At 46.3% G+C, this 26665-nt stretch carries 28 protein-coding genes; 24 read left to right on the top strand and 4 right to left on the bottom strand.

The window, feature by feature from the left end; translation table 11 throughout:
• Positions 1-75 precede the first annotated feature (75 nt).
• From G6R29_RS01220 to G6R29_RS01170, 11 genes are all read left to right on the top strand, one after another.
• Positions 76-1281 (top strand): zinc-binding alcohol dehydrogenase family protein, encoded by a 1206-nt coding sequence (locus tag G6R29_RS01220; RefSeq protein WP_213808536.1) that lies wholly within the window; start codon positions 76-78, stop codon positions 1279-1281.
• Between the two features lie 148 nt (positions 1282-1429).
• On the top strand, positions 1430-2317 hold the full coding sequence (gene prmA, locus G6R29_RS01215) for a 50S ribosomal protein L11 methyltransferase (protein ID WP_213808535.1): 888 nt from the start codon (positions 1430-1432) through the stop codon (positions 2315-2317).
• Positions 2318-2319: 2 nt separating this feature from the next.
• Positions 2320-3060: an RsmE family RNA methyltransferase gene (locus G6R29_RS01210; RefSeq protein ID WP_213808534.1), complete on the top strand. Its 741-nt coding sequence runs from the start codon at positions 2320-2322 to the stop codon at positions 3058-3060.
• 132 nt (positions 3061-3192) lie between these two features.
• Positions 3193-3585: a hypothetical protein gene (locus G6R29_RS01205; protein ID WP_213808533.1), complete on the top strand. Its 393-nt coding sequence runs from the start codon at positions 3193-3195 to the stop codon at positions 3583-3585.
• Positions 3586-3683: 98 nt separating this feature from the next.
• Positions 3684-5309, top strand: a complete 1626-nt coding sequence (locus G6R29_RS01200) for an ABC-F family ATP-binding cassette domain-containing protein (protein ID WP_213808532.1) — start codon at positions 3684-3686, stop codon at positions 5307-5309.
• 53 nt (positions 5310-5362) lie between these two features.
• Positions 5363-6556 (top strand): hydroxymethylglutaryl-CoA synthase, encoded by a 1194-nt coding sequence (locus G6R29_RS01195; protein ID WP_213808531.1) that lies wholly within the window; start codon positions 5363-5365, stop codon positions 6554-6556.
• A 176-nt stretch (positions 6557-6732) separates the two neighbouring features.
• Entirely contained in the window at positions 6733-7176 is a 444-nt protein-coding gene (locus G6R29_RS01190; protein ID WP_213808530.1) for a nucleoside 2-deoxyribosyltransferase, read from the top strand.
• Between the two features lie 82 nt (positions 7177-7258).
• Complete coding sequence (locus G6R29_RS01185; RefSeq protein ID WP_213808529.1) at positions 7259-7525, top strand: ACT domain-containing protein; 267 nt, start codon at positions 7259-7261, stop codon at positions 7523-7525.
• 29 nt (positions 7526-7554) lie between these two features.
• Positions 7555-8898, top strand: coding sequence for a PFL family protein (locus tag G6R29_RS01180; RefSeq protein ID WP_213808528.1), 1344 nt, complete (start codon positions 7555-7557; stop codon positions 8896-8898).
• Positions 8899-9134: 236 nt separating this feature from the next.
• On the top strand, positions 9135-9713 hold the full coding sequence (locus G6R29_RS01175; RefSeq protein ID WP_213808527.1) for a hypothetical protein: 579 nt from the start codon (positions 9135-9137) through the stop codon (positions 9711-9713).
• Positions 9706-10050, top strand: coding sequence for a type II toxin-antitoxin system RelE/ParE family toxin (locus tag G6R29_RS01170; RefSeq protein WP_213808526.1), 345 nt, complete (start codon positions 9706-9708; stop codon positions 10048-10050). Before G6R29_RS01175 ends, G6R29_RS01170 begins: the two co-directional genes overlap by 8 nt.
• A 53-nt stretch (positions 10051-10103) precedes the next feature.
• Here the strand turns inward: G6R29_RS01170 and G6R29_RS01165 are convergent, their stop codons facing one another.
• Positions 10104-10352: a hypothetical protein gene (locus tag G6R29_RS01165; protein ID WP_213808525.1), complete on the bottom strand. Its 249-nt coding sequence runs from the start codon at positions 10350-10352 to the stop codon at positions 10104-10106.
• 148 nt (positions 10353-10500) lie between these two features.
• Between G6R29_RS01165 and xerC the strand changes: the two genes are divergently transcribed.
• From xerC to G6R29_RS01140, 5 genes are all read left to right on the top strand, one after another.
• On the top strand, positions 10501-11415 hold the full coding sequence (gene xerC / locus G6R29_RS01160) for a tyrosine recombinase XerC (RefSeq protein ID WP_213808524.1): 915 nt from the start codon (positions 10501-10503) through the stop codon (positions 11413-11415).
• Positions 11416-11496: 81 nt separating this feature from the next.
• Complete coding sequence (locus tag G6R29_RS01155; protein WP_213808523.1) at positions 11497-12372, top strand: aldose 1-epimerase family protein; 876 nt, start codon at positions 11497-11499, stop codon at positions 12370-12372.
• 52 nt (positions 12373-12424) lie between these two features.
• Positions 12425-13309: a type I 3-dehydroquinate dehydratase gene (locus tag G6R29_RS01150; RefSeq protein WP_213808522.1), complete on the top strand. Its 885-nt coding sequence runs from the start codon at positions 12425-12427 to the stop codon at positions 13307-13309.
• 240 nt (positions 13310-13549) lie between these two features.
• The gene (locus G6R29_RS01145) at positions 13550-13792 is read left to right on the top strand and encodes a type II toxin-antitoxin system Phd/YefM family antitoxin (RefSeq protein WP_213808521.1); all 243 of its coding nucleotides are present in this window, start codon (positions 13550-13552) and stop codon (positions 13790-13792) included.
• A complete protein-coding gene (locus tag G6R29_RS01140; RefSeq protein WP_420798069.1) occupies positions 13792-14034 on the top strand; it encodes a Txe/YoeB family addiction module toxin in 243 nt (80 codons plus the stop codon). The genes G6R29_RS01145 and G6R29_RS01140 overlap by 1 nt, the downstream gene beginning before the upstream one ends.
• A 59-nt stretch (positions 14035-14093) precedes the next feature.
• On the opposite strand, the gene G6R29_RS01135 is transcribed toward G6R29_RS01140, so the two are convergent.
• Positions 14094-14942 carry an N-acetylmuramoyl-L-alanine amidase family protein gene (locus G6R29_RS01135; RefSeq protein ID WP_213808520.1) on the bottom strand — a complete coding sequence of 283 codons (849 nt, stop codon included), beginning with the start codon at positions 14940-14942 and terminating at the stop codon, positions 14094-14096.
• Between the two features lie 112 nt (positions 14943-15054).
• On the opposite strand from G6R29_RS01135, the gene G6R29_RS01130 reads away from it, so the two are divergent.
• The 4 genes from G6R29_RS01130 to G6R29_RS01115 all read left to right on the top strand — a co-directional run bounded on the left by G6R29_RS01130 (position 15055) and on the right by G6R29_RS01115 (position 21065).
• The gene (locus tag G6R29_RS01130; protein ID WP_213808519.1) at positions 15055-16968 is read left to right on the top strand and encodes an ABC-F family ATP-binding cassette domain-containing protein; all 1914 of its coding nucleotides are present in this window, start codon (positions 15055-15057) and stop codon (positions 16966-16968) included.
• A 79-nt stretch (positions 16969-17047) separates the two neighbouring features.
• Positions 17048-17938 carry a DNA-processing protein DprA gene (gene dprA / locus G6R29_RS01125; protein ID WP_213808518.1) on the top strand — a complete coding sequence of 297 codons (891 nt, stop codon included), beginning with the start codon at positions 17048-17050 and terminating at the stop codon, positions 17936-17938.
• Between the two features lie 130 nt (positions 17939-18068).
• A complete protein-coding gene (topA, locus tag G6R29_RS01120; protein WP_213808517.1) occupies positions 18069-20171 on the top strand; it encodes a type I DNA topoisomerase in 2103 nt (700 codons plus the stop codon).
• 78 nt (positions 20172-20249) lie between these two features.
• Positions 20250-21065, top strand: a complete 816-nt coding sequence (locus G6R29_RS01115) for a hydroxymethylpyrimidine/phosphomethylpyrimidine kinase (protein WP_213808516.1) — start codon at positions 20250-20252, stop codon at positions 21063-21065.
• A gap of 53 nt (positions 21066-21118) precedes the next feature.
• Here G6R29_RS01115 and G6R29_RS01110 read toward each other — a convergent pair whose 3' ends face one another.
• On the bottom strand, positions 21119-21904 hold the full coding sequence (locus G6R29_RS01110) for a glucose-1-dehydrogenase (RefSeq protein ID WP_213808515.1): 786 nt from the start codon (positions 21902-21904) through the stop codon (positions 21119-21121).
• Between the two features lie 77 nt (positions 21905-21981).
• A complete protein-coding gene (locus G6R29_RS01105) occupies positions 21982-22530 on the bottom strand; it encodes a helix-turn-helix domain-containing protein (protein WP_213808514.1) in 549 nt (182 codons plus the stop codon).
• 175 nt (positions 22531-22705) lie between these two features.
• On the opposite strand from G6R29_RS01105, the gene G6R29_RS01100 reads away from it, so the two are divergent.
• The 4 genes from G6R29_RS01100 to G6R29_RS01085 all read left to right on the top strand — a co-directional run bounded on the left by G6R29_RS01100 (position 22706) and on the right by G6R29_RS01085 (position 26657).
• Positions 22706-23968: a tetratricopeptide repeat protein gene (locus tag G6R29_RS01100; RefSeq protein ID WP_213808513.1), complete on the top strand. Its 1263-nt coding sequence runs from the start codon at positions 22706-22708 to the stop codon at positions 23966-23968.
• A 121-nt stretch (positions 23969-24089) separates the two neighbouring features.
• The gene (locus G6R29_RS01095; RefSeq protein ID WP_213808512.1) at positions 24090-25295 is read left to right on the top strand and encodes a CCA tRNA nucleotidyltransferase; all 1206 of its coding nucleotides are present in this window, start codon (positions 24090-24092) and stop codon (positions 25293-25295) included.
• Positions 25292-25816: a dihydrofolate reductase gene (locus G6R29_RS01090; protein ID WP_213808511.1), complete on the top strand. Its 525-nt coding sequence runs from the start codon at positions 25292-25294 to the stop codon at positions 25814-25816. Before G6R29_RS01095 ends, G6R29_RS01090 begins: the two co-directional genes overlap by 4 nt.
• A complete protein-coding gene (locus G6R29_RS01085) occupies positions 25803-26657 on the top strand; it encodes a DegV family protein (RefSeq protein ID WP_213808510.1) in 855 nt (284 codons plus the stop codon). Before G6R29_RS01090 ends, G6R29_RS01085 begins: the two co-directional genes overlap by 14 nt.
• The last annotated feature ends 8 nt before the right edge of the window (positions 26658-26665 follow it).

Below are 26665 nucleotides of genomic sequence, written 5' to 3'. Positions count from 1 at the left end.
AGAGGTAAGATTGAAAAATCGATAAAACTGATTTAGAATAAAACTAAGTAAAGAAATTCAGTTAGGAGTTTCACTATGCCATTTAAATCAGTAATTGGTGCAATTTCAGATCACTTTCATCCAAAAATGGACGCTGTTGGGATAACCCACAACGGTCCTTTGGAGGCTGAAGACGCCTTCATCGAACGTACCGTTAACAAGCCCATGCCTCGCGATAACGAAGTCCTCGTCCAGGTTTTGGCCTCTGCGGTTAACCCCGTCGACACCAAAATGCGTGCCGGCTACACCAACACTGGTGTCTTCCGTATCTTTGGGTTAGACGTCGTTGGACGTGTTGCCGCCGTTGGCTCATGTGTTACCCGTTTTTCAGTGGGGGACCGTGTGTTTTACGCTGGTAAGCAACGCCAAGCAGGTGCGGATGCTGCCTATCAAGTGGTTGACTCGAACTTGATTGCTCACGCGCCAAGCCGCCTGGACGATGTGGCAGCCGCTGCAATGCCTTTGACATCCGTCACGGCCCACGACATCATGCACCACGGTTTCCACTTACCAGTGGAACGGAACGCCGCTCGTGAAAAGGCTCTTCTCGTGCTTAACGGCGCCGGTGGTGTTGGTTCTGTTTTGATTCAATTGGCGAAGTACATGGGCATGACCGTTTTGGCCACTGCCGGTAACCCTGAATCAAAGAAGTGGGTTCACAAGATGGGTGCGGACTTCGTCTTGGACTATCACCTTGATTTGGTTAAGCAAACAAAGGCCGCTGGTTTCGACCAGGTGGACTACATTGCCAACTTGCAAGACACCACCGGTTACTGGGACCTCATGGTTCGCTTGATTCGTCCTTATGGACAAATCGCTTCCATCGTGGACACCACGGTACCTGTGGACTTAGGTGAACTAAAGTCCAAGGCCGCTTCCTTTAGTTGGGTCTACATGCTTGCTCGTGGTAACGAAAACGTCTACCTCGCTGAACAGGGACAAATCTTGGAAAAGATTTCGCAGTTGCTTGAAAGCGGGGACATCAAGTCCACCGTCACAAAGGTCTACCACGGCCTTACGGCAAACAACATTCGCCACGCCAACCTAGATGTCGCTGGCCACCACGTATACGGTAAAGTTGTCGTAGATTTTGCGCCAAACATCATGGCCGACGGTGATAATCTTGGTCCCGAAGGGAATTCCAAGTCTGACTTCGAGGATCGACCTGACGACGTCAAGGAAGTCGATGGTTTGACCGAAAAGGAAGACCAAGGTTCTGTTAGCGAAAAAACAGACGAATAACGATTGTTGGGATTGAAGAGTGGGTGACCACTTGGTAAGATTAGTTGGACGCGTCTTTGACGCATGTGATTTCGGCTTTCCCGACGCCAAAATTTAAAGAAGAAAACCGGGAACTTGTTTCCCGGTTTTTTATTGAAAAGGATATCAAATGACAACTTATCAAAAAGTAAGCTGGACGGTTGCGCCTGAGTTACAAGACCTCGTGGTTTCCGTCTTAATCGAACTCGGTGCAGACGGTGTCGAGCAGGGCGACCAGTCCTTAACCATTTATGAAGACCAGGCCAACGAAGGCTGGGAAAAGCGCCTGGCAACCTACACTGCCGGCCTTGCCATTCTAAAGGAGCAGGGAGTTTCTCTTGATCCAACACCTGTGATTAACGAAAGCCTAAGCTCTGATACTTATGAAAACGAGTGGAAGAACTTCTACCATGCCTCACGTGTGACGAACCGCTTCACGGTTGTGCCAGCCTGGGAAGACTATCAGAAGGAACAAGAAGACGAGAAGCTCATTGTGATGGATCCCGACCAAGCCTTTGGAACAGGAACGCACCCAACGACTTCTTTGATGTTGCAAGCCATCGAAGCTGTCGTGCGCGGCGGTGAAAAGACCATCGACGTTGGAACGGGTTCCGGGGTCTTAGCGGTCGCTGCCAAGCACCTGGGTGCCGGTGAGTTGCTGGCCACCGACATCGACGAGGACGCTGTGAAGACGGCCGAGGAGAACTTGGCATTGAATCCGGTGGCGTCTGACGTGAAGGTTATGGCGTCCGATTTGATGAAGGACGTGCCAACGTCCTTCAGCGCCGGGGGCGTGGACCTTGTCATGGCCAACATTTTGGCCGACGTCATCACGCCGTTGATTCCACAGGTCGCACCAATCGTGAAGCCTGGCGGACACTTCCTGGTGTCTGGCATCTATGATGACGTGGCACAGGGGATTGAAGAGGCCTTGGTCGGGGCTGACTTTATTATCCAGCAAAAGATGGTGAGCGGAACCTGGCACGCGTACATCTGCCAAAAGCAGCAGGAGGGCTAAGCATGCACCGTTATTTCTTAGATCAAAACGTGGACTCGCACTTTGAGCTGGCAGGGGATTCAAACACCTACCACCACCTGGTTCGTGTCCGTCGTTCCAAAGTCGGTTCCAAGGCAGAGTTCGTGGATGCCTCGGAGCGCTTAGTAGTAGCCGAGTTAAAGGATATCAATAGCGATTCTGCTTCATTGGAAGTGCAAGAAGAACTCGACCAGAAAGTTGAATTACCGGCCAAAGTGACCCTAATCGTGTCACCCGTTAAAAACGACCGCACCGAATGGTTCGTTCAAAAGGCAACCGAACTCGGTGTCGACCGCATCGTCTTAACCAAGATGGAACGAACGGTTGTCGACTGGGGCAAGCAGGCCGAAAAGAAGATGACTCGCTTGGAAAAAATCGCCTTGAACGCCGCGGAACAGTCCCACCGTTTGAAGGTGCCAGACATCGTTTTTGAGGATTATTCCAAAGCGCTTGCCGAAGACAAAGACTTCGGGCTCGTTGCCTGGGAAGAATCCGCTAAGCAAGGGGAGAAGGCCACGCTCGTGAAGGTCGCCGAAGAGGTCAAAGCTGGTCAACGCTTGGCCGTGCTCTTTGGCCCAGAGGGTGGTTTGTCAGAGGAAGAGATCAACGGCTTGAAGGAGGCGGGATTTGCTCCTGCCGGACTCGGACCACGTATTCTCCGTGCCGAAACGGCTCCTTTGTACACGCTTTCTGCACTCTCAACAATTTGGGAGCTAGGGCTTTGAGAATGGTGCGACTTGGACTGAAAAAGACATCCTAAGCCTAATGCAAAGAGGGCGCTCATGAGCGCCAAATTGCTTGCCAGTATTTTTAAAAACAACTATAATGTGAATAGATTATTTTTAGGAGATACGACCATGAACCGATTCAAAGAATGGGTAAAAAGACCAGTTTACTTTTGGTCAGCGATGATTGTCCTCGTGACTGTCATCTTGCCTATGATTGCCTCCTGGTTGAACCTGAGCACGTTGACCAAGGTCATCGCTCTCTACTTTTTGATCAACGGCCTCTTCGCCTTGGCCTTTGGTGCAGCAGTTAAGCACCAAGGTTGGAAGTTACCCGTTCTATTGGCACAGCCATTGACCTTCGGTCTTTTGGGAACGGCACTCTTTGGCTTTGTTAACGACACGTATGGTTACTACTTGGCGCTCTTGTACCTCGTCTTAGCTATGTTTACTTACTTGAATGCCGAACCCTTGGAGCCCTCACTGGACGAATTGCCAGTGGACGGTGGCTACCAGGATGTCTAACAATTGATTTCACTAAAAGCGCCCATTTACGGGCGTTTTTCTGTTAGACTGTTATAAGGTAATTCTCGCATTTTAATGAAATTCGGAGGAGAAACACTTTGATTACAGTTTCAGATATGAGCTTTTCATTCTCTGGTAAGAAGCTCTACCAGGACGTTAACTTAAAATTGGTTCCCGGCCACACGTATGGAATCATCGGAGCCAACGGAGCAGGTAAGTCAACTTTCTTGAAGTTGCTCCAAGGACAACTCGAACCAACTGAAGGACAGATCAACATCACCACGGGTGAGCGGATGTCTTCATTGGAACAGGATCACTTTAAGTACGACGACTCAACGGTCATGGACACGGTTGTTCAAGGTCACAAGCGTTTGTATGAAGTGAAGACTGAAATGGATGCCATCTACGCTAAGCCTGACTTCTCAGACGAAGACGGTGTTCGCGTTGGTGACTTGTCTGCCGAATTCGAAGAACTCGACGGTTGGAACGCCGAAGCCGAAGCGGCGCAGTTGCTCACAAAGCTTGGCATCGACGAAGGTATGCAATACACGTTGATGGGTGAAGTCACCGAAAACGACAAGGTGAAGGTCCTCTTGGCCCAAGCCTTGTTCGGTAACCCCGACATCTTGGTTCTAGACGAACCAACCAACGGTCTTGACGTGCAAACCATTGCTTGGTTGGAAGACTTCTTGGCCGATTTCGAAAACCTTGTCATCGTCGTATCCCACGACCGTCACTTCTTGAACGTTGTTTCGACAAACATTTTGGATGTTGACTACGGTAAGATCACGCCGTTCGTTGGTAACTACGACTTCTGGCGTGAATCAGCTGAATTGGCCCAACGTTTGGCTTCTCAGCAAAACGCAAAGAAGGAAGAACAAATCAAGCAGCTTCAAGAATTCGTTGCGCGATTCTCAGCCAACGCTTCCAAGTCCAAGCAGGCCACTGCTCGTAAAAAGCAGTTGGACAAGATTACTTTGGATGATATCAAGCCTTCATCACGTAAGTATCCTTACATCTCTTTCCCTATGAACCGTGAACTCGGAAACGACATGGTGAAGGTTGAAGGCATTTCAAAGACCATCGATGGCGAAAAGGTCTTGGACAACATTACCTTCACTGGTCGTCCTGGTGACAAGATCGCCATCCTGTCTCGTTCAGATTTGGCAACCACGAACTTGATGCAAATCTTGGCTGGTACCATGGAACCGGACGAAGGAACGGTTACCTGGGGTGTGACGACTTCACAGTCATACTTGGCAAAGGATTTGAACGACAACTTTGACAACCAAGAAGACGTTATCTTGGACTGGTTGCGTGAATACGCCGAAGAAGAACAAAAGGACAACACATCACTCCGTGGTATGCTTGGTCAAATGCTCTTCAAGGGTGACGACGCCTTGAAGCAAATCAAGGTCCTCTCTGGAGGAGAAAAGGTTCGTATCGTTTTGGCCAAGATGATGTTGCTGAAGGCAAACGTCTTGCTCTTGGATGACCCAACCAACCACTTGGATTTGGAGTCCATCCAATCAATGAACGATGCCGTTGCGGACTTCAAGGGTTCTGTTATCATGACTTCTCACGATCACGAGTTCTTGGAAACGACCGCAAACCACATTGTTGAAGTTTCAAACAAGGGTGTGGTTGACCGTTTGGATACGACCTACGATGAATTCATCTCATCAGAATCCATCCAAGCCAAGGTCAAGGCTTTGTACGATTAATGTTTCAACCAAAGCGCTGAAAAGCGCTTTTTTGCTTAAAAAAGGAGTGTTATATGGCAGTTGGAATTGAAGGAATTTCGTTTTACACGCCAGGTTATTCCTTGGACATGGTCGATTTGGCCAATGCCCGCGGTGAAGAACCCGACAAGTTCACGATTGGCATTGGGCAGTCCGTGCAGACGGTCATCCCCAACTTCGAAGACGTTGTCACCATGGGTGTCAACGCGGCGTCAAAGCTTTTAAAGTCGGACGCGGACCGCGCCGCCGTCGAGATGCTTTTGTTTGCCTCTGAATCCGGAGTCGACAACTCCAAATCCGGTGCGATGTTTGCAAAAGACCAGCTCGGCTTGCGTGATAGCATCCGTGCCATTGAAATGAAGCAGGCCTGTTACGCGGGAACCTTTGCCTTGATGCAGGCCAAGGACTTCGTCACGCTTCACCCAGACAAGAAGGTCTTGGTGATCGCCTCTGACATTGCGCGCTACGGTTTGAAGACACCCGGTGAAGTCACCCAGGGTGGTGGGGCCGTTGCCATGTTGATTTCAACTGACCCTAAGGTCGCTGTTATCAACGATGACTCCGTCTACGAATCAAAGGACGAAAAGGACTTCTGGCGTCCAATCGATTCCGACATTGCCTTAGTCGACGGTCACTTGTCGACCGACATCTATAAGGAAATGTTCATGGACTTGTGGAATGCCTACAAGAAGAACACGGGCTTGCACTTGCCTGACTTCAAGGGCTTTGCCTTCCACTTGCCATACACGAAGATGGGGAAGAAGGCCCTCGAACAAATCCTTGATGAAGTGACGTCAACAAAACAGGCCTACTTCATGGAACAATTGGCTGCCTCACAGTTTTACAACCGTTACGTTGGAAACCTTTACACTGGATCTGTTTACCTGTCACTCATGAGCCTCTTGAAGGAGGCCAAAGGTTATCAGGCTGGCGACCGTGTCGGTGTATTCTCCTTTGGCTCAGGTGCCGAAGCCGAATTGTTCTCTCTTACGCTCACTCAGGGCTATGAAGACGTTTTGGCAGAGCAGGACGTCCAAGGTATGTTGGACGCTCGTATGAAGCTCTCAGTGACCGAATACGAGAAGGTGTTCGAAAGTCAGAAGCTGGATTCATCCGATGATAGTGAGACGGAAGGTGTGGCTTTGGCTGCTGAAGGGAAGTTGGCTGCTGGCCAATGCTACTTTGCCGGTTGGAAGGACCACTACCGTTTGTATAAGACGGCGAAGTAAACGTTCTGTTTTTAATATAAGTGCTGGGAGCACCAGTGCCTTCGAATTGTGTTATTCCTGGCCAGCAAGCCGATGCAAATGATTCCAATTTGTACTTTAAAATAACGAAGAAAAAGACCCCGTTTGGGGTCTTTTTTGATAAACTATAGAACAAGTACAAAACAAAAGGAGTTCTTATGGCTAAGAATGTGTATCTCGCAGGACCTTTTTTCTCTGAAAAACAGGTCGATCAGGTTGCTCGTTTGGAGAAGGTGTTAGCTGACCATCCCCAAGTTGGTGATGTTTTTTCACCACGACAACACCAACACGAAGAGTTTGAGATGTTTTCACCCGAATGGCAGGTTGCCGCTTACACCTCTGATGTGGAAGCCATCGACAATGCCGATGTGATGATTGCACTCTCGGATTTTGACGGTGCCGACGCTGATTCAGGGACTGCCTGGGAAGTGGGATACGCCTATGCCAAGGACATTCCTGTTGTCATCATCAAAGAAGACGATGTGACGTTGAACCTGATGTTAGCGAAGTCTTTGACGGCCTACCTCCACAAGGTGGAGGCCGTCAGTGATTACGACCTCGATAAGATGGAAGAAATCCCATACGACGGGTCAGTTATCTAAGGTTTAGTAGTGCAGGGCCGTTGGCCTCACGTTTGAAGGCCCCGAAGGGGCCGTTTTTACAGAAAGAAAAAGAGGAATACTTATGCAAGCTGTTGTTACTGCTGTCGGAAAAGACAAGGCCGGAATCGTTGCTGGAATTGCCACGTGCCTTTCCGAAAACAATGCCAACATTTTGGATCTCTCACAAACCATCATGGGCAGCACCTTCACCATGTCCATGCTCGTCAACATCGAAAAAGACGATAAGTTTAACGATGTCCACGAAGCCCTGAAAGCCGCCGGAGACAAGCTTGGCGTGACTGTTCACGTTCAACGCGAAGAACTCTTCGACTCAATGGCCCGGGTTTAAGCTACCCCAGCACAATAAAGGATAGCCTAATGGAAACAAATCAAATTCTCGAAACAATCAAGATGGTCGAAGAAGACAACTTCGACATCCGTACCGTCACCATGGGAATCTCTCTTCTCGACACCATCGGTGGCACGGTAGAAGAAACTGCTAAAAATGTATACAAAAAAATCACCACTTACGCCAAAGATTTGGTTGCCGTTGCAAAACAAATCGAACGCGAATATGGTGTGCCCATCACCAACAAGCGTATCTCCGTCACGCCAATTTCCATGATTGCCGGCTCCGCCAACGAAGAAGAAATCTTGGTGCTTGCCCACGCCTTGGACGACGCCGCCAAAGAAGTTGGCATCGACTACATCGGTGGATACGGTGCATTGGTCCAAAAGGGCTTCTCACACGGTGACTTGGCCTTGATTAAGTCCCTGCCACGCGCCTTGACCGAAACGGACCTCGTGATGTCATCCGTTAACATCGGATCATCAAAGGCCGGCATGAACCTGGACGCCGTTAAGCTCATGGGTGAAACGGTCAAGCAGATCACGGATTTGTCAGACACTGCCAACGCCAAAATGGTCATCTTCGCAAACGCCGTCGAGGACAACCCATTCATGGCCGGTGCCTTCCACGGCGTCACGGAACCTGACGTTGTCATCAACGTTGGTGTGTCCGGACCTGGTGTTGTAAAGCGCGCCCTGGATAAGGTGAAGGGTGAATCCATCACGACGGTTGCTGAAACCATCAAGAAGACCGCATTCAAGATTACCCGTGTTGGTCAACTCGTTGGTTCACTCGCCGCTGAACGCTTAAACGTACCATTCGGTATCGTCGATTTGTCTTTGGCACCAACGCCTGCCCGTGGTGACTCCGTTGCCGAAGTGCTTGAAGCCATCGGTTTGGAACAGGTCGGTACACACGGAACAACCGCTGCCTTAATGATGCTAAACGACGCCGTTAAAAAGGGTGGTGTCATGGCCGCCCAAGGTGTTGGTGGCTTGTCCGGTGCCTTCATCCCCGTCTCAGAAGACGCCGGCATGATTGACGCCGTGAAGGCCGGTACGCTTTCATTAGCCAAGTTGGAAGCCATGACGTCTGTTTGTTCCGTTGGTTTGGACATGATTGCCATCCCTGGTGAAACGCCAGCCACGACCATCGCTGCGATGATCGCCGACGAAGCGGCCATCGGTATCCAAAACAACAAGACGACGGCCGTTCGTATCTTACCTACAAACGGGGCTAAGGTCGGCGACATGATCGACTACGGTGGCTTGCTCGGAACTGCTCCTGTTATGCCTGTCGTTGAAAAGTCATCCGCGGACTTCATCAACCGTGGGGGACACGTTCCAGCGCCAATCCACTCCTTTAAGAACTAATAAGAAATAAGTTTTTAGACAAGTGGGACCCTCTTTGTTCAGTAATTTTCTGACACTGGGTTCAATACAAAATTAGATATTAAATATAAAATCGCTCAAAGTGTTGATATTAGACATTTTGGGCGATTTTGCTATATGCAGACGGGTTTATTTTGTATGCTTTGGTCGAAAACAAAAGGCCTTGGTACAGCAGGCTTTTTCGCACATGCAGAATAAGACAGGAGGTATTTTTACCCATGCCAATTGCACTGACCCACAACACGTTAAAAGAGGACTTACAAGCCTATTTAGATGACTTAAAAGCCCAGCAGGGCGGACACCTAAACATCCCGTGTTCCCATAACGAGTACCCCTACATTCACCGCGACTCCATGGAGCTCATTAAAATCGTGATTGATGGAAAAGATGGCTCGCTTGATTCGTCAATTGCGGCAGAAGTTTTGGAGGAGCGGGACATCTTGCCATCGAGGAGGAACGGGTTGGACTTAGCCCGTTACCTAAAAAAGCTAAATGAACGAAAAGAGGGGGATGGCCGCCCCATTCCGATTACTCACGATAAATTGAAGGACGATTTGAGGGCCTATCTTGAATCTGAAAAATCTAAACAGAATGGGGAGCTGATCATCCCTGTTTCTGACGCTGATTACCCGCTTATTTACCGTGATTCACTTGAATTAATGCAGATTGCAATTGATAGTCCGGAAGAATCCATCGACTATGCGATTGCCTGTGATCAGTTAGAGGAACGGGGTTATCTCCCTCACGATGACGCCGTTTTTGATAAGGAAGCCTTCTGGGCTGACATCGATGTATAAGTGCAAACCGACTAAAAAGTTTCAGTCCCAGCTCAAACGTTTAACGCGTTTGGACCGTGAGATTAAGGGTGAAGTTTTAGAGGTGATTGAGATTCTCTGTGAGGGGCAGGGTCTTCCTGTTGAGTTCAACAATCACCGTTTAAAACGAAAGCTATCAAGCTACTACGAATGTCATATTCGAACTCCTATGAAGGGCCAACGCCCATGTGGTGTCGATGATGTTTTACTGCTCTATCGCATTAGGGAACAACCCAAGCTTTTGATTCCATCAAAGATTGGATCACATGATGAGCTTTTTTCTGGTCAAAACAAGGGACGGCAATCGAAAGTTAAATAAGACATAAAAAAGCCCTTCGCATAAAGCAAAGGGCTTTTCTTATCGATTAAATTTTAGTGACGCTTTTCTGAACGGAAACCGTATGCGTAGCGGTCGTTTTCTGCAATGACACGCTTTGTAAGCAAGTCATCTGCTTGGTGGTGTTGCTGTTCGAATTGACGACCTTCTTCCATTGCAACGCGCTTGTCGCGGTTGTTTAGGATGTTGTCGCGGAAACGGAGGAAGAAGGCTTGAATCTTAACCTGCTTTAACTCCAAGTTGTGACGCATGTAATCTGCTGTTGAATTCATTGGTAAGTTCATGTTGTTGCCTCCTAGCACTTGTTTAATAACTATCTATACTATACTGCCCGTTTTGCTGTAATAGTAGGGCTTTTGCTGAATCGTAAGGGTCTTTACTTCTTCTTAAGATTTGCCTTAAACAATGGAATTCTTATCGTATAATAAAAGTATGATAAAAGAAGTGGCACAATATCGATCATATTTACTGGCTGAACGTGGGTACTCCCGTTTGACCATCGAAGCCTATATTAAAGACATTGAGGCATTTGTAAGTTACCTCAATGAGAATGGTGGTTTTTCGACTTTTCAAGCCGTTAAACCATTAGACGTTCGCGTCTATTTAGGTTCCTTGTATGATGCCACCTTAGCTCGGACAACCATCGCTCGAAAGGTCTCTTCTTTAAAAAACTTCTATGCGTACTTAGTTAAAGAAGGGCAGGCGCTAGACAATCCTTTTGAAGGAGTCGCGCTTCGAAAGCACGAGGCCCACTTGCCTGAATTCCTATACGAAAACGAGCTTCAGGAACTTTTTAAAGTCGCTTATGACAAACAAGATCATCCTCTTTATCGACGTGATGCTGCCTTACTGGAGTTTTTGTTTGCGACCGGTACGCGTGTTTCTGAAATTGCCGGGCTTGCCGTTTCGCAACTTGATTTAAACAATCAACTTGTCTTGATTCATGGAAAAGGAAATAAGGACCGCTACGTACCTTTTGGCTCTTATGCCAAGAAGGCTTTGGTTGACTATCTAGAAAACGAACGTCCTGAACTCCTTGCCAAAAACAAGGAAAGTGAAAAGCCTGATGAAGTTTTCTTAAATTCAAAGGGCGGGGCTTTAACCACCGCCGGGATTTCATACATCCTAAACCAGTTAATGAATAAAACTTCTTTAACTGCTAAGATTCATCCCCACATGCTTCGACATACCTTTGCGACAACTTTGTTAAACAATGGGGCGGACATGCGAACGGTTCAAGAGCTACTGGGGCACTCGAATTTATCAACGACACAAATTTATACGCACGTTTCTAAAAAAATGCTGCAATCGTCATATGATAGCTTCTTCCCACGGGCTAAGCGTTAGGAAGTGTGTTACCGCTTTCAATTCCCGTTTAAAGGCGTTTTTACCGTTGTCAGAAATTTAAAATGGTAGTAAGATAGAGATATGATTACGTTAGAAAATGACCAATTGATTGTAAAAATTGACGAGCACGGTGCCGAGCTCGTTTCTGCCTGGAATAAAGAGGCTGAGCTGGAATACATCTGGTATGGTGATCCGAAATACTGGGGACGTCACGCGCCAAATCTCTTCCCAATTGTTGGACGATTGCAGGGCGATCAGTTTAACTTGGCTGGTGAGACATACTATATGAACCAGCACGGTTTTGCTCGAAACATGGATTTTGACATTATCGAAAATGATGTGGACCATGCACGCTTCCGTCTAGTTGATTCAGAATCAACATGGCGTGTTTACCCTTTTAAGTTCCAATTCGACGTTGTCTTTGATTTGAAGGGAACGGAACTCTTTATGAAATATGAGGTCCATAACCCTGATAAGACGAACTCGCTTTTCTTCTCAGTCGGTGGACACCCAGCGTTTAACCTTCCGCTAGACGGTGGAAAATTCTCGGATTACTATCTGTCTGTAAAGCCTGAAAAGGTTTACGATCGAATTCGATTAGTTGGTCCATATTCAAATCCTAACGTACCTTCACCATTTAACGCTGACATTCCATTACGTTTGCGCCAAGAAGACTACCATGACGATGCCATTATCTTGAAATTGGATCGTCAAAAGGCAACGTTCCTTTTGGCACGTTTGGCCAACCAACACGGAATGGAAATGACGGTGGACAACGCCCAGTTCCTAGGTGTATGGACACCAGCTGGTAAGGATGCGCCATTCATCGCTATTGAACCATGGTGGGGAATTGCGGATACAGTGGATGCAACCGGAAACTTCAAAGAGAAATTTGGAAACAATGTCTTAGCTGCTGGTGATACGTTTACCGGTTCTTACTCAATGAACTTTTTCTAAAACAAATAAAGGAAAGCCAGTTGCTTAGCAGCTGGCTTTTGTGTGATTATTTATGGATTTTAAAACACTCATTCAAGAAAAACAAAACATTAATCAGGCAGCCTTGGCCGTTCCAATGGCACTTGGACCAAATGATAAATTTACGCCATTTAAACATGCTTTGGACGAACAAAACCCAGATGCTGTCATCTGGCAGGCCGATGCAATCGCCGATGACTTCTCAAAGGAGGTCATTTGGGACCAAGTAAAGCAGGGTGGCGCAAACGCTGTTGATGAAGGTGACATGTCTGCGATGAAAAAGGCTTCCATGAAGGCTGAACTCGATAAGGCCTATGAGGAATTTATCGGTAACTGGCCCGAAATTCAAAAGCAGATTGTTCAAGAACTTGTTCAAAACGCCGCACAAACAGTAAACGGTCGTTACCTTTTCTTGTCTTATTCAAACAAAGAAGAAGGGGGACTGGGGGAAATGACTCCCGCTGACCAAGCCTTCTTCCTCGTGACTGCTTTAAAGGTTTCAAACGGTGCTTTCTCAGCTGTTTACTTGCCAGAGACACTTGATGAAAACCTGCAAGAAAAAATTCGTGAAGCGGCTAAGGAAGCCGGCGTGATGGTTATTGAAACGATGACGATGCCTGATTTAGACGAAGATACGATTCAGTCTACTTACAAGGCTTTCGATGAAGCAGGATCAGACATTGTAAACATGCAAGTTTCAACGGATGTGTTGGGTGCTGCAGAAGTCTCGGATGTGGAAGCATACTTGTCTGAATTACAAAATGATATACCGGTGATGGTGACCATGACCGGTGAATTAACAAAGGACCAAGTTGAAGCTTGGTTAGTATTCCCGTCTGCGTTGGTGACGTTGGCACTAGGTGAAAACTACCAGACGCCAATTATTAAAAGTACGGTACGCGAGTTAGGCTGGGCCTGAGTTTTTATAAGATAAATGAATTGATTTGATTCTTTTTCTTTATAAAAAAGCATGCTATACTAGTTCTTGACCAACTGGGTAGTATCTATCTACCTACCCGGCACCCGAAAGGGTGTCGTTTTTTTTATGCTTAAAAATGCGTGCCCTAAATGACATCAGAAATTGACTTTTTATTTTGACCAGGCAATACTGAAAGCGACGTTAGAACATTTTCGAATTTTATGGGTAAAGGAGAAAATTATGCAAGCAGTATCGTATGTCAAAGCGCAGAATCAATTGAGCCGTTTTATTGAACAGGTAAATGAGAAATCAAAGCCAATATTGATTACTTCGAAACGGAGTAAAGAGAAGGCTGTCTTGGTCAGTAAAGCAGAATACGACAACATGGTTGAGAATATTTATGTGCGGTCGGATGAAAACTTGGAACGAATTCGAGAGTCATTGGAATCCTTCCGACATCATGATGAGAGGTGGCACTCTTGATTTTTGAAAATTATATTTGGTCGCCAATCTCTTGGTCAGATTTTGAGTGGTGGCTTGACCATGATAAGGAAAAAGTGAAGAGAATAAGGCGAATGATTAAAGAAATCGTTCGGGATCCGTTTATTGGAATAGGGAAGCCAGAGCCACTAAAGGAGCACATGGCAGGAATGTGGTCTCGAAGAATCACTGATGAACACCGGTTAGTTTATGTTGTTTGCGATGGCGAACTTCGAATCGTTTAAGCTCGAGGCCATTATAAATAATAAATAAAAAAAACCAGCTTTTCGAAGCTGGCCTTTTTTTAGTTATTTTCGAGGTATTGGTCGAGCCCGACTTTGATATCCATCGCTGCTTTCTTTTGATAGCTTTCTGATGTGATGTAGGAGAGGTCCTTGTCTGAGTTTATGAAGCCAAGCTCTAGAAGAACTGCGGGACGGGAAACGTCCTTAATCACGAGGTAGGGAATCGATTCGTAACCACGATTTTCAAGTGGTAGATTATCTAGCGATTTGTTTAGCGCTTGTGCCAACGGTAGTGAGTTGTCATTGTAGTAGAACTGAGAAATCCCGGAAGCTGAATTGTGTGAGTCAGATGAATCGAAGTGGAACGAAATTTGAGCATCTGCCTGATACTTTTCAGCTGTGCGAGGAATGTGCAAGAGCGGAACAATGACGTCTTTATCACGAGTGAGGAAGACACGAGCACCAGCCTGTGTCAGTACCTTTTCGGTTTGTTTAGCCGTTTGAAGCGTGTACGTCTTTTCGTACTTCTTCTTGTTGTAGGCCATGGCCCCAGTGTCAGAACCGCCGTGACCAGGATCCAAAACAATTGTGGCTTCAGAAAGCGCCGTTGGCTTCTTCAACCAAGTGTTGTTAGCCAACCATGAAGCAACCCATCCTTCATTATCGTTCTTACTATCTCTGACACGCCACCATCCGTTTTTACGCTCTAACACGGTCAGCTTCGTACCAGATTTAAGAGTCGTAAGCTCCTTAGCTGTTCGACTAGGGCCTTTACGAAGCGGGACACCATCCGGTCGTGTCGTTAATTGATTCTGTTGTGAAAGGGAAAAGACTAGCAGGAAAGTCGTGAGGGCAATGAGGCCTAAGACCGTTATGCCGACTTTGTTCTTTTGAATCCAATCAATCATGGCAATACTCATTTTTTCTTTTTGTTTTATATCTCTTATATTTTATCATGAGAGACGAATTATTTTACGATGAGAGCCGACAAATACACTGATTTTCAGTATAATAGGAGGCATGAAACAATTTCGAGTCGACAATTTAACTTCAGTTTACGGTGAAAAGGTTCTTTTTGACGACCTTTCTTTCATGATTGCCTCCGGGGATCGTGTCGGTTTGGTTGGTGTTAACGGTTCTGGAAAGACCACTTTACTCAACGCCTTATCTGGAAAGCATCCAGCAGATAAAGGAACCATCACCACGCAAAATGATTACCGCATTGGTTACTTAGAACAAGAGCCACCTCTTGACGGACATCTGACGGTTTTGGATGCCATCTACGCTGGTGATCAACCGGTCTTTAAGACCATTCGTGCTTATCAAGAAGCCTTGGACTACTTCTCTTTACACCCGGAAGAAGAGAAGGCTGCAACCCGCTTTGAAAAGGCACAAGCAGCCATGGACACAGATGATGCTTGGACGATTGAGTCGCAAATTAAGACGATTCTAACGCAGCTACATTTGACGGACTTAAAGGCTGAAGTGAAGCACTTATCAGGTGGACAGAAAAAGCGTGTTGGAATGGCCCAAGTCTTGATTGAAGAACCAGACTTACTCATTTTAGACGAGCCTACCAACCACTTGGATTTTGATTCCATCGCCTGGTTGGAACAGTATTTAGCTAAGTACAAGGGGGCACTTTTGACAGTGACCCACGACCGCTACTTCCTTGACCGAGTTACTAATCGTATTTTCGAACTCTCCTTTGGTAAGCTTTATGAATATGATGGTAACTACCAGGATTACTTGGAAGGAAAGGCCGAGCGTCAGGCTGATGAAGCCCTCGCTGAACATAAGCGTGAAAAGAAGTACGAGCAAGAAAAAATTTGGATGAATAAGTCCGCGCGTGCTCGTACAACCAAGCAAACAGCTCGCGAAAAAGCTTTCGCTGACTTGGAAGCTTCAATGGGTCAAGTGAAGCAAGACGAAGATATCGAGCTTTCTTTGGGACAGTCACGTCTTGGTAAAAAGGTCATGGAGTTGGACCATGCCACTTTGGCCTTTGGCGATAAGTTGATCTTTAAGGATTTGAGTTTAATCCTTGGTCAACGTGACCGTATTGGTATCACGGGTCCAAACGGGGTTGGAAAGTCATCCTTGCTTAACGTCTTAGCTGGTAAGCTGCCGTTGACCGACGGTACTTACGAGATGGGGCAGACCGTTAAGATTGGTTACTATACGCAGGTTACCGAAGAGATTCCGGCAGACAAGCGCGTCATTGAATACCTCACGGATGTGGCTTCAACGATTAAGAACCAAGATGGTGAAACGCTGTCTGCAAAGGATCTCTTGGAGCAGTTCCTGTTCCCATCCTTCATGCATGGAACGCTTGTACGGAAGCTTTCCGGAGGAGAAAAGCGTCGTTTGTACCTCTTGAAAATTCTCATGCAGGCTCCAAACGTGTTGCTACTAGATGAGCCAACGAACGATTTGGACATTGGAACCTTAACGGTTTTGGAAAATTTCTTGCAGACTTTTGCTGGAACGGTTATCACGGTTTCCCACGATCGTTACTTCTTGGATTCTGTGGCTGACTTCGGTTACTACCTTGAAGGTGATGGGGTTGTTGACCGTTACAACGGTTCCTTCTCGGCCTACTTGGACGAAGTGGTTTTGCCAAAGGAAAGTGCTTCTTCAAAGCCAACTTCAACTGAAGGTGATAAAGTCAAACCCGAGGGAGATGCAGCTGTAGAGAAGCAAAAGGCTCGTAAGTTAACTTACAAAGAAAAGCAAGAATGGGCGGTTATCGAAGATGAAATCGCTGAATTAGAAGAACAAGTCGAACAGTGCAACGAAGAAATTGTTCAAAATGGTTCCGATTATGAAAAAATTGCCTTAATCCAAAAGGATTTGGAAAAGGCACAAGCAGAATTAGACAATAAAATGAATCGCTGGGAAGAGCTTTCAGAAATCGTCGAAGAGCAGGGCTAGTCGCTTTGCTCTTTTTTTGTTGCCATAGAAATGATGTAAATTTGTCTTTCTTCCGTATTACTTATAAAGGAGGAAGAAAATGCTTGAACGAGATTTTTTACTAGCGCTGCATTTGACTCCCGGAATTGGAAGAGTTCGTGAGCAGCGTGTTATTGCAGCAATTGAATCGGAGCGTGTGCCACGTTTTTATCCATGGTCGCGTTTTGATTTTGCCTATGCTTTGAGGGAGGATGAATCAAAACTGGCTTTCATCGAATTATTTGATGATTATCAAAAGACGGTTTCGATGGTGGAAGAATCCCTTGTAATTGGAGAAGAGCAGGAACCCTTTATCACTTACTTTGATCAGTCATATCCACCATTGCTTCGGGAGAGTTTTCAGCCACCACTCATTTTGTTTTATCGCGGTGATTTACGCGCGCTGGATTTACCATTGTTGTCTGTCGTTGGTACGAGAAACTGCACCCAGTACGGGCTTGATGCGATGCGCCATTTACTTCCAGAAGTCATTGAAAAAGGCGTGGGCGTGGTTTCTGGCTTGGCGAAAGGGATTGACGTCATGGCACACCAAACAACCTTTTCTGCTGGCGGTGTTGCCATTGGCGTTGTGGCAGCCGGGTTAAAGCATGCTTACCCGTATGAGAACCGTTTCATGCAAGAAGAGGTGAGCCAGCGGGGACTGTTATTATCCGAGTATCCTGGTGAATTGTTGGCTAACCGTGGCCACTTTCCAGAAAGAAACCGGATAATCGCCGGGCTATCGGCAGCGACTTTGGTAGTGGAGGCAAGGAAAAAATCCGGATCGCTCATAACGGCCAACTTGGCGTTGCAAAATAACCGGGACGTTTTAGCAGTACCTGGTTCAATCCTGTCTTTAGAATCAGAAGGGTGCAATACTTTGATTGAGGCCGGTGCCTTGCCAGCCTGTTCACCCAGTGCTATTATGAGAGCAGTAAAACTCATAAATTAGAAAATACGCTTATTCTATAGAAGAAAAATGCTTTTCTCGGCTATTTTTTAAGAATTGCTGGTACTTTTATGTATCATTTGATATTCTGAATGCTATGAGATTTTGAAATCGAGAACTGTGAGGAACCGTCGTGGTAGAAAAGAAGACCCGCAAAACGACTACTCGTAAAAAGACGACTAAGTCTGCTAAAAATAAAAAATTAGTGATCGTGGAGTCACCTTCAAAGGCAAAGACCATTGAAAAGTACCTAGGTTCAACTTACCAGGTTGTGGCTTCTATTGGGCACGTTCGGGACTTACCCAAGTCTACTTTGGGTGTCGATGTCGAACAAAATTACCAACCAAAATACATTAACATTCGCGGTAAGGGCCCTGTTATTAAGGACCTAAAGAAGGCTGCTAAAGCTGCTAAGCAAGTTTACCTCGCATCCGACCCGGACCGCGAAGGGGAAGCCATTGCCTGGCACTTACAATACATTTTGGGATTGGACCCAGAAAAGGCGAACCGTGTTGTCTTTAACGAAATTACGAAGGACACCGTTAAAAACGCCTTTAAAGAACCACGTACGATTAACCAAGATTTGGTCGATGCCCAACAGGCACGCCGAATCATTGATCGCTTGGTTGGTTACTCCATTTCCCCCGTCTTGTGGAAGACGGTAAAACGCGGTTTGTCAGCTGGACGTGTCCAGTCCGTCGCTTTGGGTTTGATTATTGCTCGTGAAAAGGAAATTCAAGCTTTCCAGCCCGAAGAATATTGGACACTTGATTCAGAATTCAAGAAGGGACGCTCAAAGTTTAAGGCAAACTTCTACGGCTTTGATGGCAAAAAACAAAATTTGCCGGACAATGCTGCTGTTCAAAGTGTGATGTCTGACTTGGACACGACTAAGCCATTTACGGTGTCATCTGTGAAGGCGAAGGAACGTAAGCGCCAGCCACAACCACCGTTTACTACATCTACGATGCAGCAAACGGCTAACACGCAGTTGAAGTTCCGTACCCGTAAGACAATGATGACCGCTCAACAGCTTTACGAAGGAATTAACCTTGGTAAGGGATTGGGTCAGGTCGGATTAATCACTTACATGCGTACCGACTCGACTCGCTTGTCATCCGTTGCAAAAAACGCGGCTGCTCACTACATCCACGATACATGGGGTGAACAGTACTCAAGTCACAAGCCAGTGGCTGGTACACCACAAGAAGGAGCACAAGACGCCCACGAAGCCATTCGTCCTACGGATGTTACGAAGACGCCTGACTCGATCAAGGATAAGTTAACGCCTGACCAATTCAAGCTCTACTCATTGATCTGGTCACGATTCGTTGCCTCATTGATGACACCAGAAATTCTGGACACAATGGCCGTAACGGTTGAACAAAATGGTGTGCTTTTCCGTGCTAACGGTTCAAAGACAAAGTTCCCTGGTTTCACAAAGGCTTATCCAGCCGCCAAGGAAAAGGACAACTTGTTGCCTGAATTAGTAGAGGGTGACAACGTTGATTTGTCAAAGACGAATCCAGAACAGCACTTTACGATGCCACCGGCACGTTATTCGGAAGCCGCTTTGATTAAGGCTTTGGAAGAAAACGGTGTTGGTCGTCCATCAACTTATGCACCAACCTTGGATACCATCCAACGCCGTAATTACGTCCGTGTGGATGCGCGTAAGTTTGTGCCAACCGAATTGGGTGAAGTTGTCCAAAATATTGTGGATGATAAATTCCCAGACATTACAGACACAAAGTTTACGGCCCAGGTTGAACACTCACTTGATGACATCGAAGTCGGAGAAAAGAAGTGGGTGCCGGTTGTTGACGAATTCTATAAGCCTTTTGCAAAGGAAGTAGAATCCGCTGAAAAGACACTGGAAAAGATTACCATGCACGATGAACTCGCTGACATGGACTGTGAAGTCTGTGGTGCGCCAATGGTCATTAAGATGGGCCGTTATGGAAAGTTCTACGCATGTTCTCGTTTCCCTGATTGTCGAAACACAAAGGCCATCGTCCAAGAAATTGGAATCGAGTGTCCAAAGTGTCATAAGGGTCAGGTGGTTGAACGTAAGACAAAGCGTGGAAGGAAGTTCTACGGTTGTTCACGTTACCCAGACTGTGACTTCGTTTCATGGGACAAGCCAAAAACACCAGACGAAGAAGAAAAAGATGAAAAAAAGACTTCAAATAAGAAGTCTACTAAGAAAACGACAAAGAAAACAAGCAAGATGTAAGTGTGCTTAAATCATTTGATCGTTATCGTAATAAGGACTGGCTCGATCGCCGGTTCTTTTTCGTAAAGGAGGACAACAATGGTTAAAAAAATTTTGACCATCGCTGGTTCCGATTCGCTTTCAGGCGGTGGACTCCAGACAGATTTAGCAACATTTACAACAATGGGCATGGCTGGCTTTGCCGTCATCTCATCCATCGTTTTAATTAAGGATAACAAGGTTCGCATTGATCCTGTTCCAATCGACATCTTCCAGGCTCAATTAGACAGTGTTGAGCAAGTGGAGCGCTTCTCAGCCATTAAGGTTGGCCTTCTTCAATCTCCTGAACAAATAGAAGTCGTTGCCAATTTCTTGAAAGACTTTATTGGACCGGTTGTTATCGATCCGGTTCTGTCTTTTAAAGAGGGTAAAACGGAGTTGAACCATGATGTCTTGAAGGCATACCGTGAGAAGTTACTACCGTTGGCTACCGTCGTGACGCCAAATTTGAAAGAAGGGATGCTCCTTCTTAACGATGAAAAGCGCGAAGCACCAAAAAGCCGTAACGGCGTGTTGGTCATGGCTTCTGATTTGAGTCACTTACTTCGTTGCTCCGTTTATTTGAAAGCTGGTAAGGGCATTCAAGAGGGGCAGTACACCGATGTTTTGATTGATGAAAGTAACCACGGTGTAGTTTTGCACTACGACGCCTTAGACGATGCCTTTAACCATGGATCTGGTTGTGTCTTAGCAGCTTCGATGGCTTGCTTTTTAGCAGACAACATGGATCTTAAGGAAGCAAGTCGGGCCGCTGCTGACTTTACCAGACATGCCATTGTGCATTCATACTCCTTAAAACGTCATGCAGAGGATGGCAATGCCTTTCCAAACTGGCGGGTTCAAACATGGAACTAAAAAAGACGAACAGTTAATCGCTGTTCGTCTTTTCTTTTGCTTTATTTTATTAATTATCCCTTACCGTCTTTAAAAGCGGGGTAGAGTTTCATACCACCGTCAACGTAGAGGGTTTCTCCGGTAACGTACTTCGATTGATTAGAGGCGAGCCAAACGGCTGCGTTTGCCACGTCTTCTGGATCACCAATCTTAGCCATTGGAATCATGTCCTGAGTTTCTTGGTACTGTTTAGGATCGGCGAATTTTTCTGCGTTGATTGGCGTATTAATCGCACCAGGCGCGATGTTGTTTACTCGAATGTTTTGTGGGGCGTATTCCATTGCGAGCGTTTCAGTGAAAAGCTTAACGCCACCCTTAGCCGTCGCATAAGAGGCGAAAGTTGGCCATGGGATTTGCTGGTGGACGGAGGACATGTTGATGATGCTTCCTTCTTGCTTCTTAGGCAACCAGTAATTTAACGCTGCTTTTGCTCCAAGGAAGACACCAGTTAAGTTGATGTCCAAAACCTTTTTCCAGTCTTCGAGTGATACTTCGTGGGTAGGTGATTTAATCTCCATCCCCGCGTTATTCACCCAAATATCCATACCTCCGAAATTATCCTCGGCAGCTTTTAATAGGGCGTTGACACCTTCTTCTTTTGACACGTCAGCTTGGATAGCAACCGCGTCACCACCATTTTCCTTGATAGCGTCAACGGCTTTATCAGCGCCGGCTTTATCTGAGTGGTAATTGATGACCACCTTCATTTGTTCTTGGGCAAAGCGGAGGGCGATGCTTTGTCCGATTCCCTTTGAGCCACCGGTGATGACGGCGACTTTTCCAGTCAAATCTGTATACATAAAAACCTCCTTTAAATGCAAAAATCCCATTCACAAGTCCACTTTAGGACAATGTGAATGGGATTGCAAATGGCTGCTTAGCCTTGCTTACGGTATTGTACGGCAGTCATGCCGACCTGTTGTTTGAAGACCGTGTTGAAGTAGGAGAGGTTTGGAATTCCAACCTTTAAGCCGATGATGGCAACACCTTCGTTTGTTTCCTTAAGACGTCTTTTTGCATGGAACATGCGAAGGCGAACTAAGTATGCCTGTGGACTTTCATCGGTTTTTGTCATGAAGGCCCGGTGCAAGACACCAGTTGAGACATTAAATTCCTCGGCCATTGACTCTAAAGTTAAGCGCTTTTGGTAGTTGTGAGCCAAATATACTTTCACTTTGTATACGAGCTCGGCCTTTTCAGTTAATTCACCAAAGGGGTGACATTCCGGACAAGGAATGAAGCCTTCGAATAGGGCTTCATCATTTGTCTTAAAGATTTCAACTTCTTCTGGAACACAGTCTTGTTCTTTTGGACAGGAAGGGCAGCAGACCCGGTGATCAGCTCCAATCCCGTAGATGAACTTACCGTCGAAAGAAGCGTCTTTATCATGAATCGCTTGCCAACGTTTTTTTGTAAGTGAGTACATCTTTTGTCCTTTCTAGAATGAAATGATTTTGGTTTATTGAAAAACGCCAATGTTTTTATTCTAGCACGAATTGGTCTATTGCGAAATTGAAAATATAAACGTCTTTATTTTGTGCTTTTTAACGGCTCTTAGTATAATAGAGTATTGATTAAACATAGTATGGAAAGGTGTTTTCATGACGAATTACGCAGAAGAAATGTTGGCCGCTTTACGACTCGGCCAAGTTGAAAAAGCCAAGACCGCCTTTGTTTCATCGTTAAAGGAAGACGATGACGACATGGTGTTCTCATTGGCAGAAGATCTTTACGCCATGGGTTTTGTGGACGAATCCAAAACCGCATACAAGCACCTCTTAGAAAAGTATCCAGACGAGGACCAGTTGAAGTCTGCCTTAGCTGAGATGGCCATTGAAGAAGACAATATGGAAGAAGCCCAGGACTACCTTGCACAAATTCGTCCTGAATCTGAGGCATATCTTCAGGCCTTAATGGTGAAAGCCGACTTGTACCAACAGGAAGGTTTGAAGGAATCAGCTGAGCTCTCATTGAATAAGGCGCGCGAGATTGCTCCGAACGAACCAATTGTTGCCTTTGCACTCGGAGAGTTCTACTTCTCAACTGGGGAGTACAACAAGGCCATTGCACTTTACCGTGGCCTTTTGCTCCAAGGGCAGCGTCACATCGCACAGGTGGACTTGGCTGCACGTATTGGAACGGCATACGCTGCCGTTGGTAACGTGGATAATGCCATTGCTTACCTTGAACAGATTAAAGCTGTCGATATGACAATTGACACGAAGTTCCAGTTAGCGTTCCTATACCAAGAACAAGACAACGTGGACCAGGCCATTGAAATCTACGAAGATATTCTTGACCAAGATCCACACTACACATCGGTTTATCCATTACTCGGACAAGCCCAAGAAAAGAAGCAGGAACAAAAGCAAGCGCTTCAAACCTATCAGGCTGGTTTGTCATACGATCAAACCAATCCCTTGCTCTTCCGTTTGGCTGCCGGTTTAGCTTTCCGTTTGCAAGAAGACGAATTGGCAAAGGAATATTACGAGAAGTCCCTGGCTTTGGATGATATGGACATAACGACAATCTTGGCCTTTGCGGACTTCTACTTGGCTCTCCATGACATGGATGCCGTCATTGCTTTGATTAATCAAGCAAAAGAAAAGGACCTCGTTGATCCAAAGTTTAATTGGGACCTTGGTCGTGCCTACCACGCAAAGGAAGATGACGTGAAAGCAAAGGAATTCTTCGAGAATGCCAAAGTGGACTATGCAGATGATGTTTCTTTCTTAACTGATCTTGCAGACTTCTATCATGAAATCGGAGCGGTCAAGGAAGAAAAAGCAACCTTGCAGAAGGTTGTCGAATTAAACCCGGATAACTTTGATCTTGCGGAGCGTTTGGCTGACCTAGAAGTCTAAGAAAGCGGGCATGGTGTTTTAAGGCCCTGGAAGGGCCGTTTTTACATTGGCTGAAACGTGCATTTAACTAGAATTCTTGCTAAGATAAAAGGTAGTGTAATTTCCAGCATGAGGTGACCAAATGCACTTTGATCAAGTACCGAGTGAATTAGAGGCTGCAAAGCCCATCCTAGAAAAAATTAACGAAGCCGGTTTCGAGGCTTATTTTGTCGGCGGATGCGTTCGGGACATGATCTTGGGACAGGCCATCCACGACGTGGATATCGCCTCATCCGCCTATCCCGAAGAAGTTAAAGACATCTTCGAAAAGACGGTCGACACGGGTATCCAGCACGGAACAGTCATGGTCTTAGACCACGGAGAAGGGTATGAAATCACTACCTTCCGAACGGAATCCACCTATACGGACTTTCGTCGCCCTGATTCGGTCACCTTTGTTCGCTCCTTATCCGAGGATTTGAAGCGACGCGACTTCACCATCAACGCTTTCGCGCTTTCTTCAAACGGGGACGTCATCGATCACTTCGATGGCCTAAACGATTTGAAGAAAAAGCAAATTAAGGCCGTCGGCGTTGCCCGCGAGCGTTTCTTAGAAGATGCCTTGCGAATGATGCGTGCATTGCGTTTTGCTTCGAAACTTGATTTCACTATCGAAGATAAGACTCGGGCAGCCCTGAAGGAACTCGCACCCAACCTTGAGAAAATTGCAGTCGAACGCATTCAAGTGGAATTCGAGAAACTCCTGATGGGTCAAGCGGCTGGGGATGCCCTACGCGACATGGTAGACGTTGACCTACTTGGTCACATGCCTGGCGAGAAGGGGATGATTACCGCTGAGCATGTTTCACATCTAGCTAATCTCCTCGACAAGAAACAGCCAACCACCTTGCCAGTTGCTTGGCTTTTGTACCTTGGGACCGCGAGTTTGTCTTCTGAAGAGCTTTCAAAAGAACTCCAGGGATACAAACTCTCCCGTGAAATCATGGGGACGGTTAAGCGCTTAGCTCCTATCGTTCAGGCGCCCGATAAAGCAACAGTTTGGGATTTGTACCAGGTTAACGATTTGAGCGATTCACTGCTTCAAGCCTTAGACATCTTAGAAGTGGACGAAGCTGTTCAAACACACGTTGCAAACACGCTGCGCAATTTGGCCATTCGTTCGCCACGTGACCTCGCGTTAAACGGGGGACAGTTAATCAAGGAAGGGTTGGCCACGCCAGGACCTGCCTTAGGAAATCTCTTAAAGCAGATTGAACACGCGGTTGTCTTTAACGAATTAGACAACAATGCAGAAGCAATTCGTGCCTTTACAAAGGAGGTCGAATGAAGACAGTACGTATGGTTTGGGCAGAAGATGATAAGCATGCCATCGGGAAAGATGGCAGCCTCCCTTGGCGCTTGCCAAAGGACTTAGCCCACTTTAAAAAAGAAACCGTTAATTCTACAATGGTAATGGGACGCGCCACATGGGAATCCATCGGTCGTCCACTTCCTAAAAGAAAAACGGTGGTGTTAACATCTCAGCTCGACTTCAATCCGGGCTATGACGACGTTACGGTGGTTCACTCCTTAACCGAGTTGCAAAACCTTATCGACGCGGAATTAACGTCCGAACGACTGGTGACGGTCGCTGGTGGTGCTACTTTGTATAAGGCGCTGATGCCAGTTGCCACCGAACTTTCGGTAACGAAGGTGGAAGGAGACTTCGACGGCGACACTTTCGTCGAACCAGTAAACACCAACCTTTTCGAACTCGTTTCAGAAGAAAAAGACGAGGACGAAGGGCAAGCCATTAAATTCTTATTGTATAAACGAAAGCCATTAGGAGGCAGTCATGACGAAGGTTAAAATTGTTACCGATTCTGGTGCAAAGTTCACAAAAGAAGAGTTGGAAAAGTACGACATCAAGGTTGTCCCTTTAACAGTTCAAATCGATGACACCATCTATCAGGACGGTGTAACGATTACGCCTGAGGAATTCTTGGAAAAGATGGAGAAGAGCCAAAACTTGCCACAGACTTCCCAACCATCACTTGGTGTATTTCAAGAAACATACGAAGAATGCTTGAAGGAAGACCCAGAAGCAGACATTTTGTCTTTGCACATTTCATCAGGTTTGTCTGGAACGGTTAACGCCGCTCAACAAGCGGGGGCCTTGGTTAAGGGAAACGTGACAGCATTTGATACCCGTCAAGCCGATCAAGCCCAAGCATTTGTTGTTTTGGCTGCTGCGAAGGCTGCTTCTGAAGGTAAGAATATCGATGAAGTTTTGGCAGCCGCTGAACGAGCCCGTAAGGAATCACACGTGTACTTGTCATTCCGTTCACTCGACAACATGGTTGCCGGTGGCCGCTTGTCAAAGACGCAAGGACTCATTGGAAATGTCTTGAACATCAAGGTCGGTGCCAAGGTCGATGAAGAAGGCTTGGTCGATGTTGTTGTAAAGGGACGTGGTTTGAAGACCATCAAGGCCTTTAACAAGAGTGTTATCGAAGAAATGAAGAGCAAGTCAAAGATGCTTTCAATCGGTGTTACGCACGCTGGTGTTCCAGAAGAAGCCGAAACATTGGCTGAAGAATTGCGTGCTATCTGGCCAGACATTAACATTGCCGTTATGGTCGCATCACCATTGATTTCAACACACACGGGACTTGGTGCGCTCGCTATTTTGTTTGAAGCAGAAGATTAAAAAGAGGC

The sequence above is a fragment of the Fructobacillus broussonetiae genome (assembly GCF_018437275.1).
GTDB lineage: Bacteria > Bacillota > Bacilli > Lactobacillales > Lactobacillaceae > Fructobacillus > Fructobacillus broussonetiae.
This window is presented reverse-complemented; position numbering and strand designations above follow the sequence as displayed.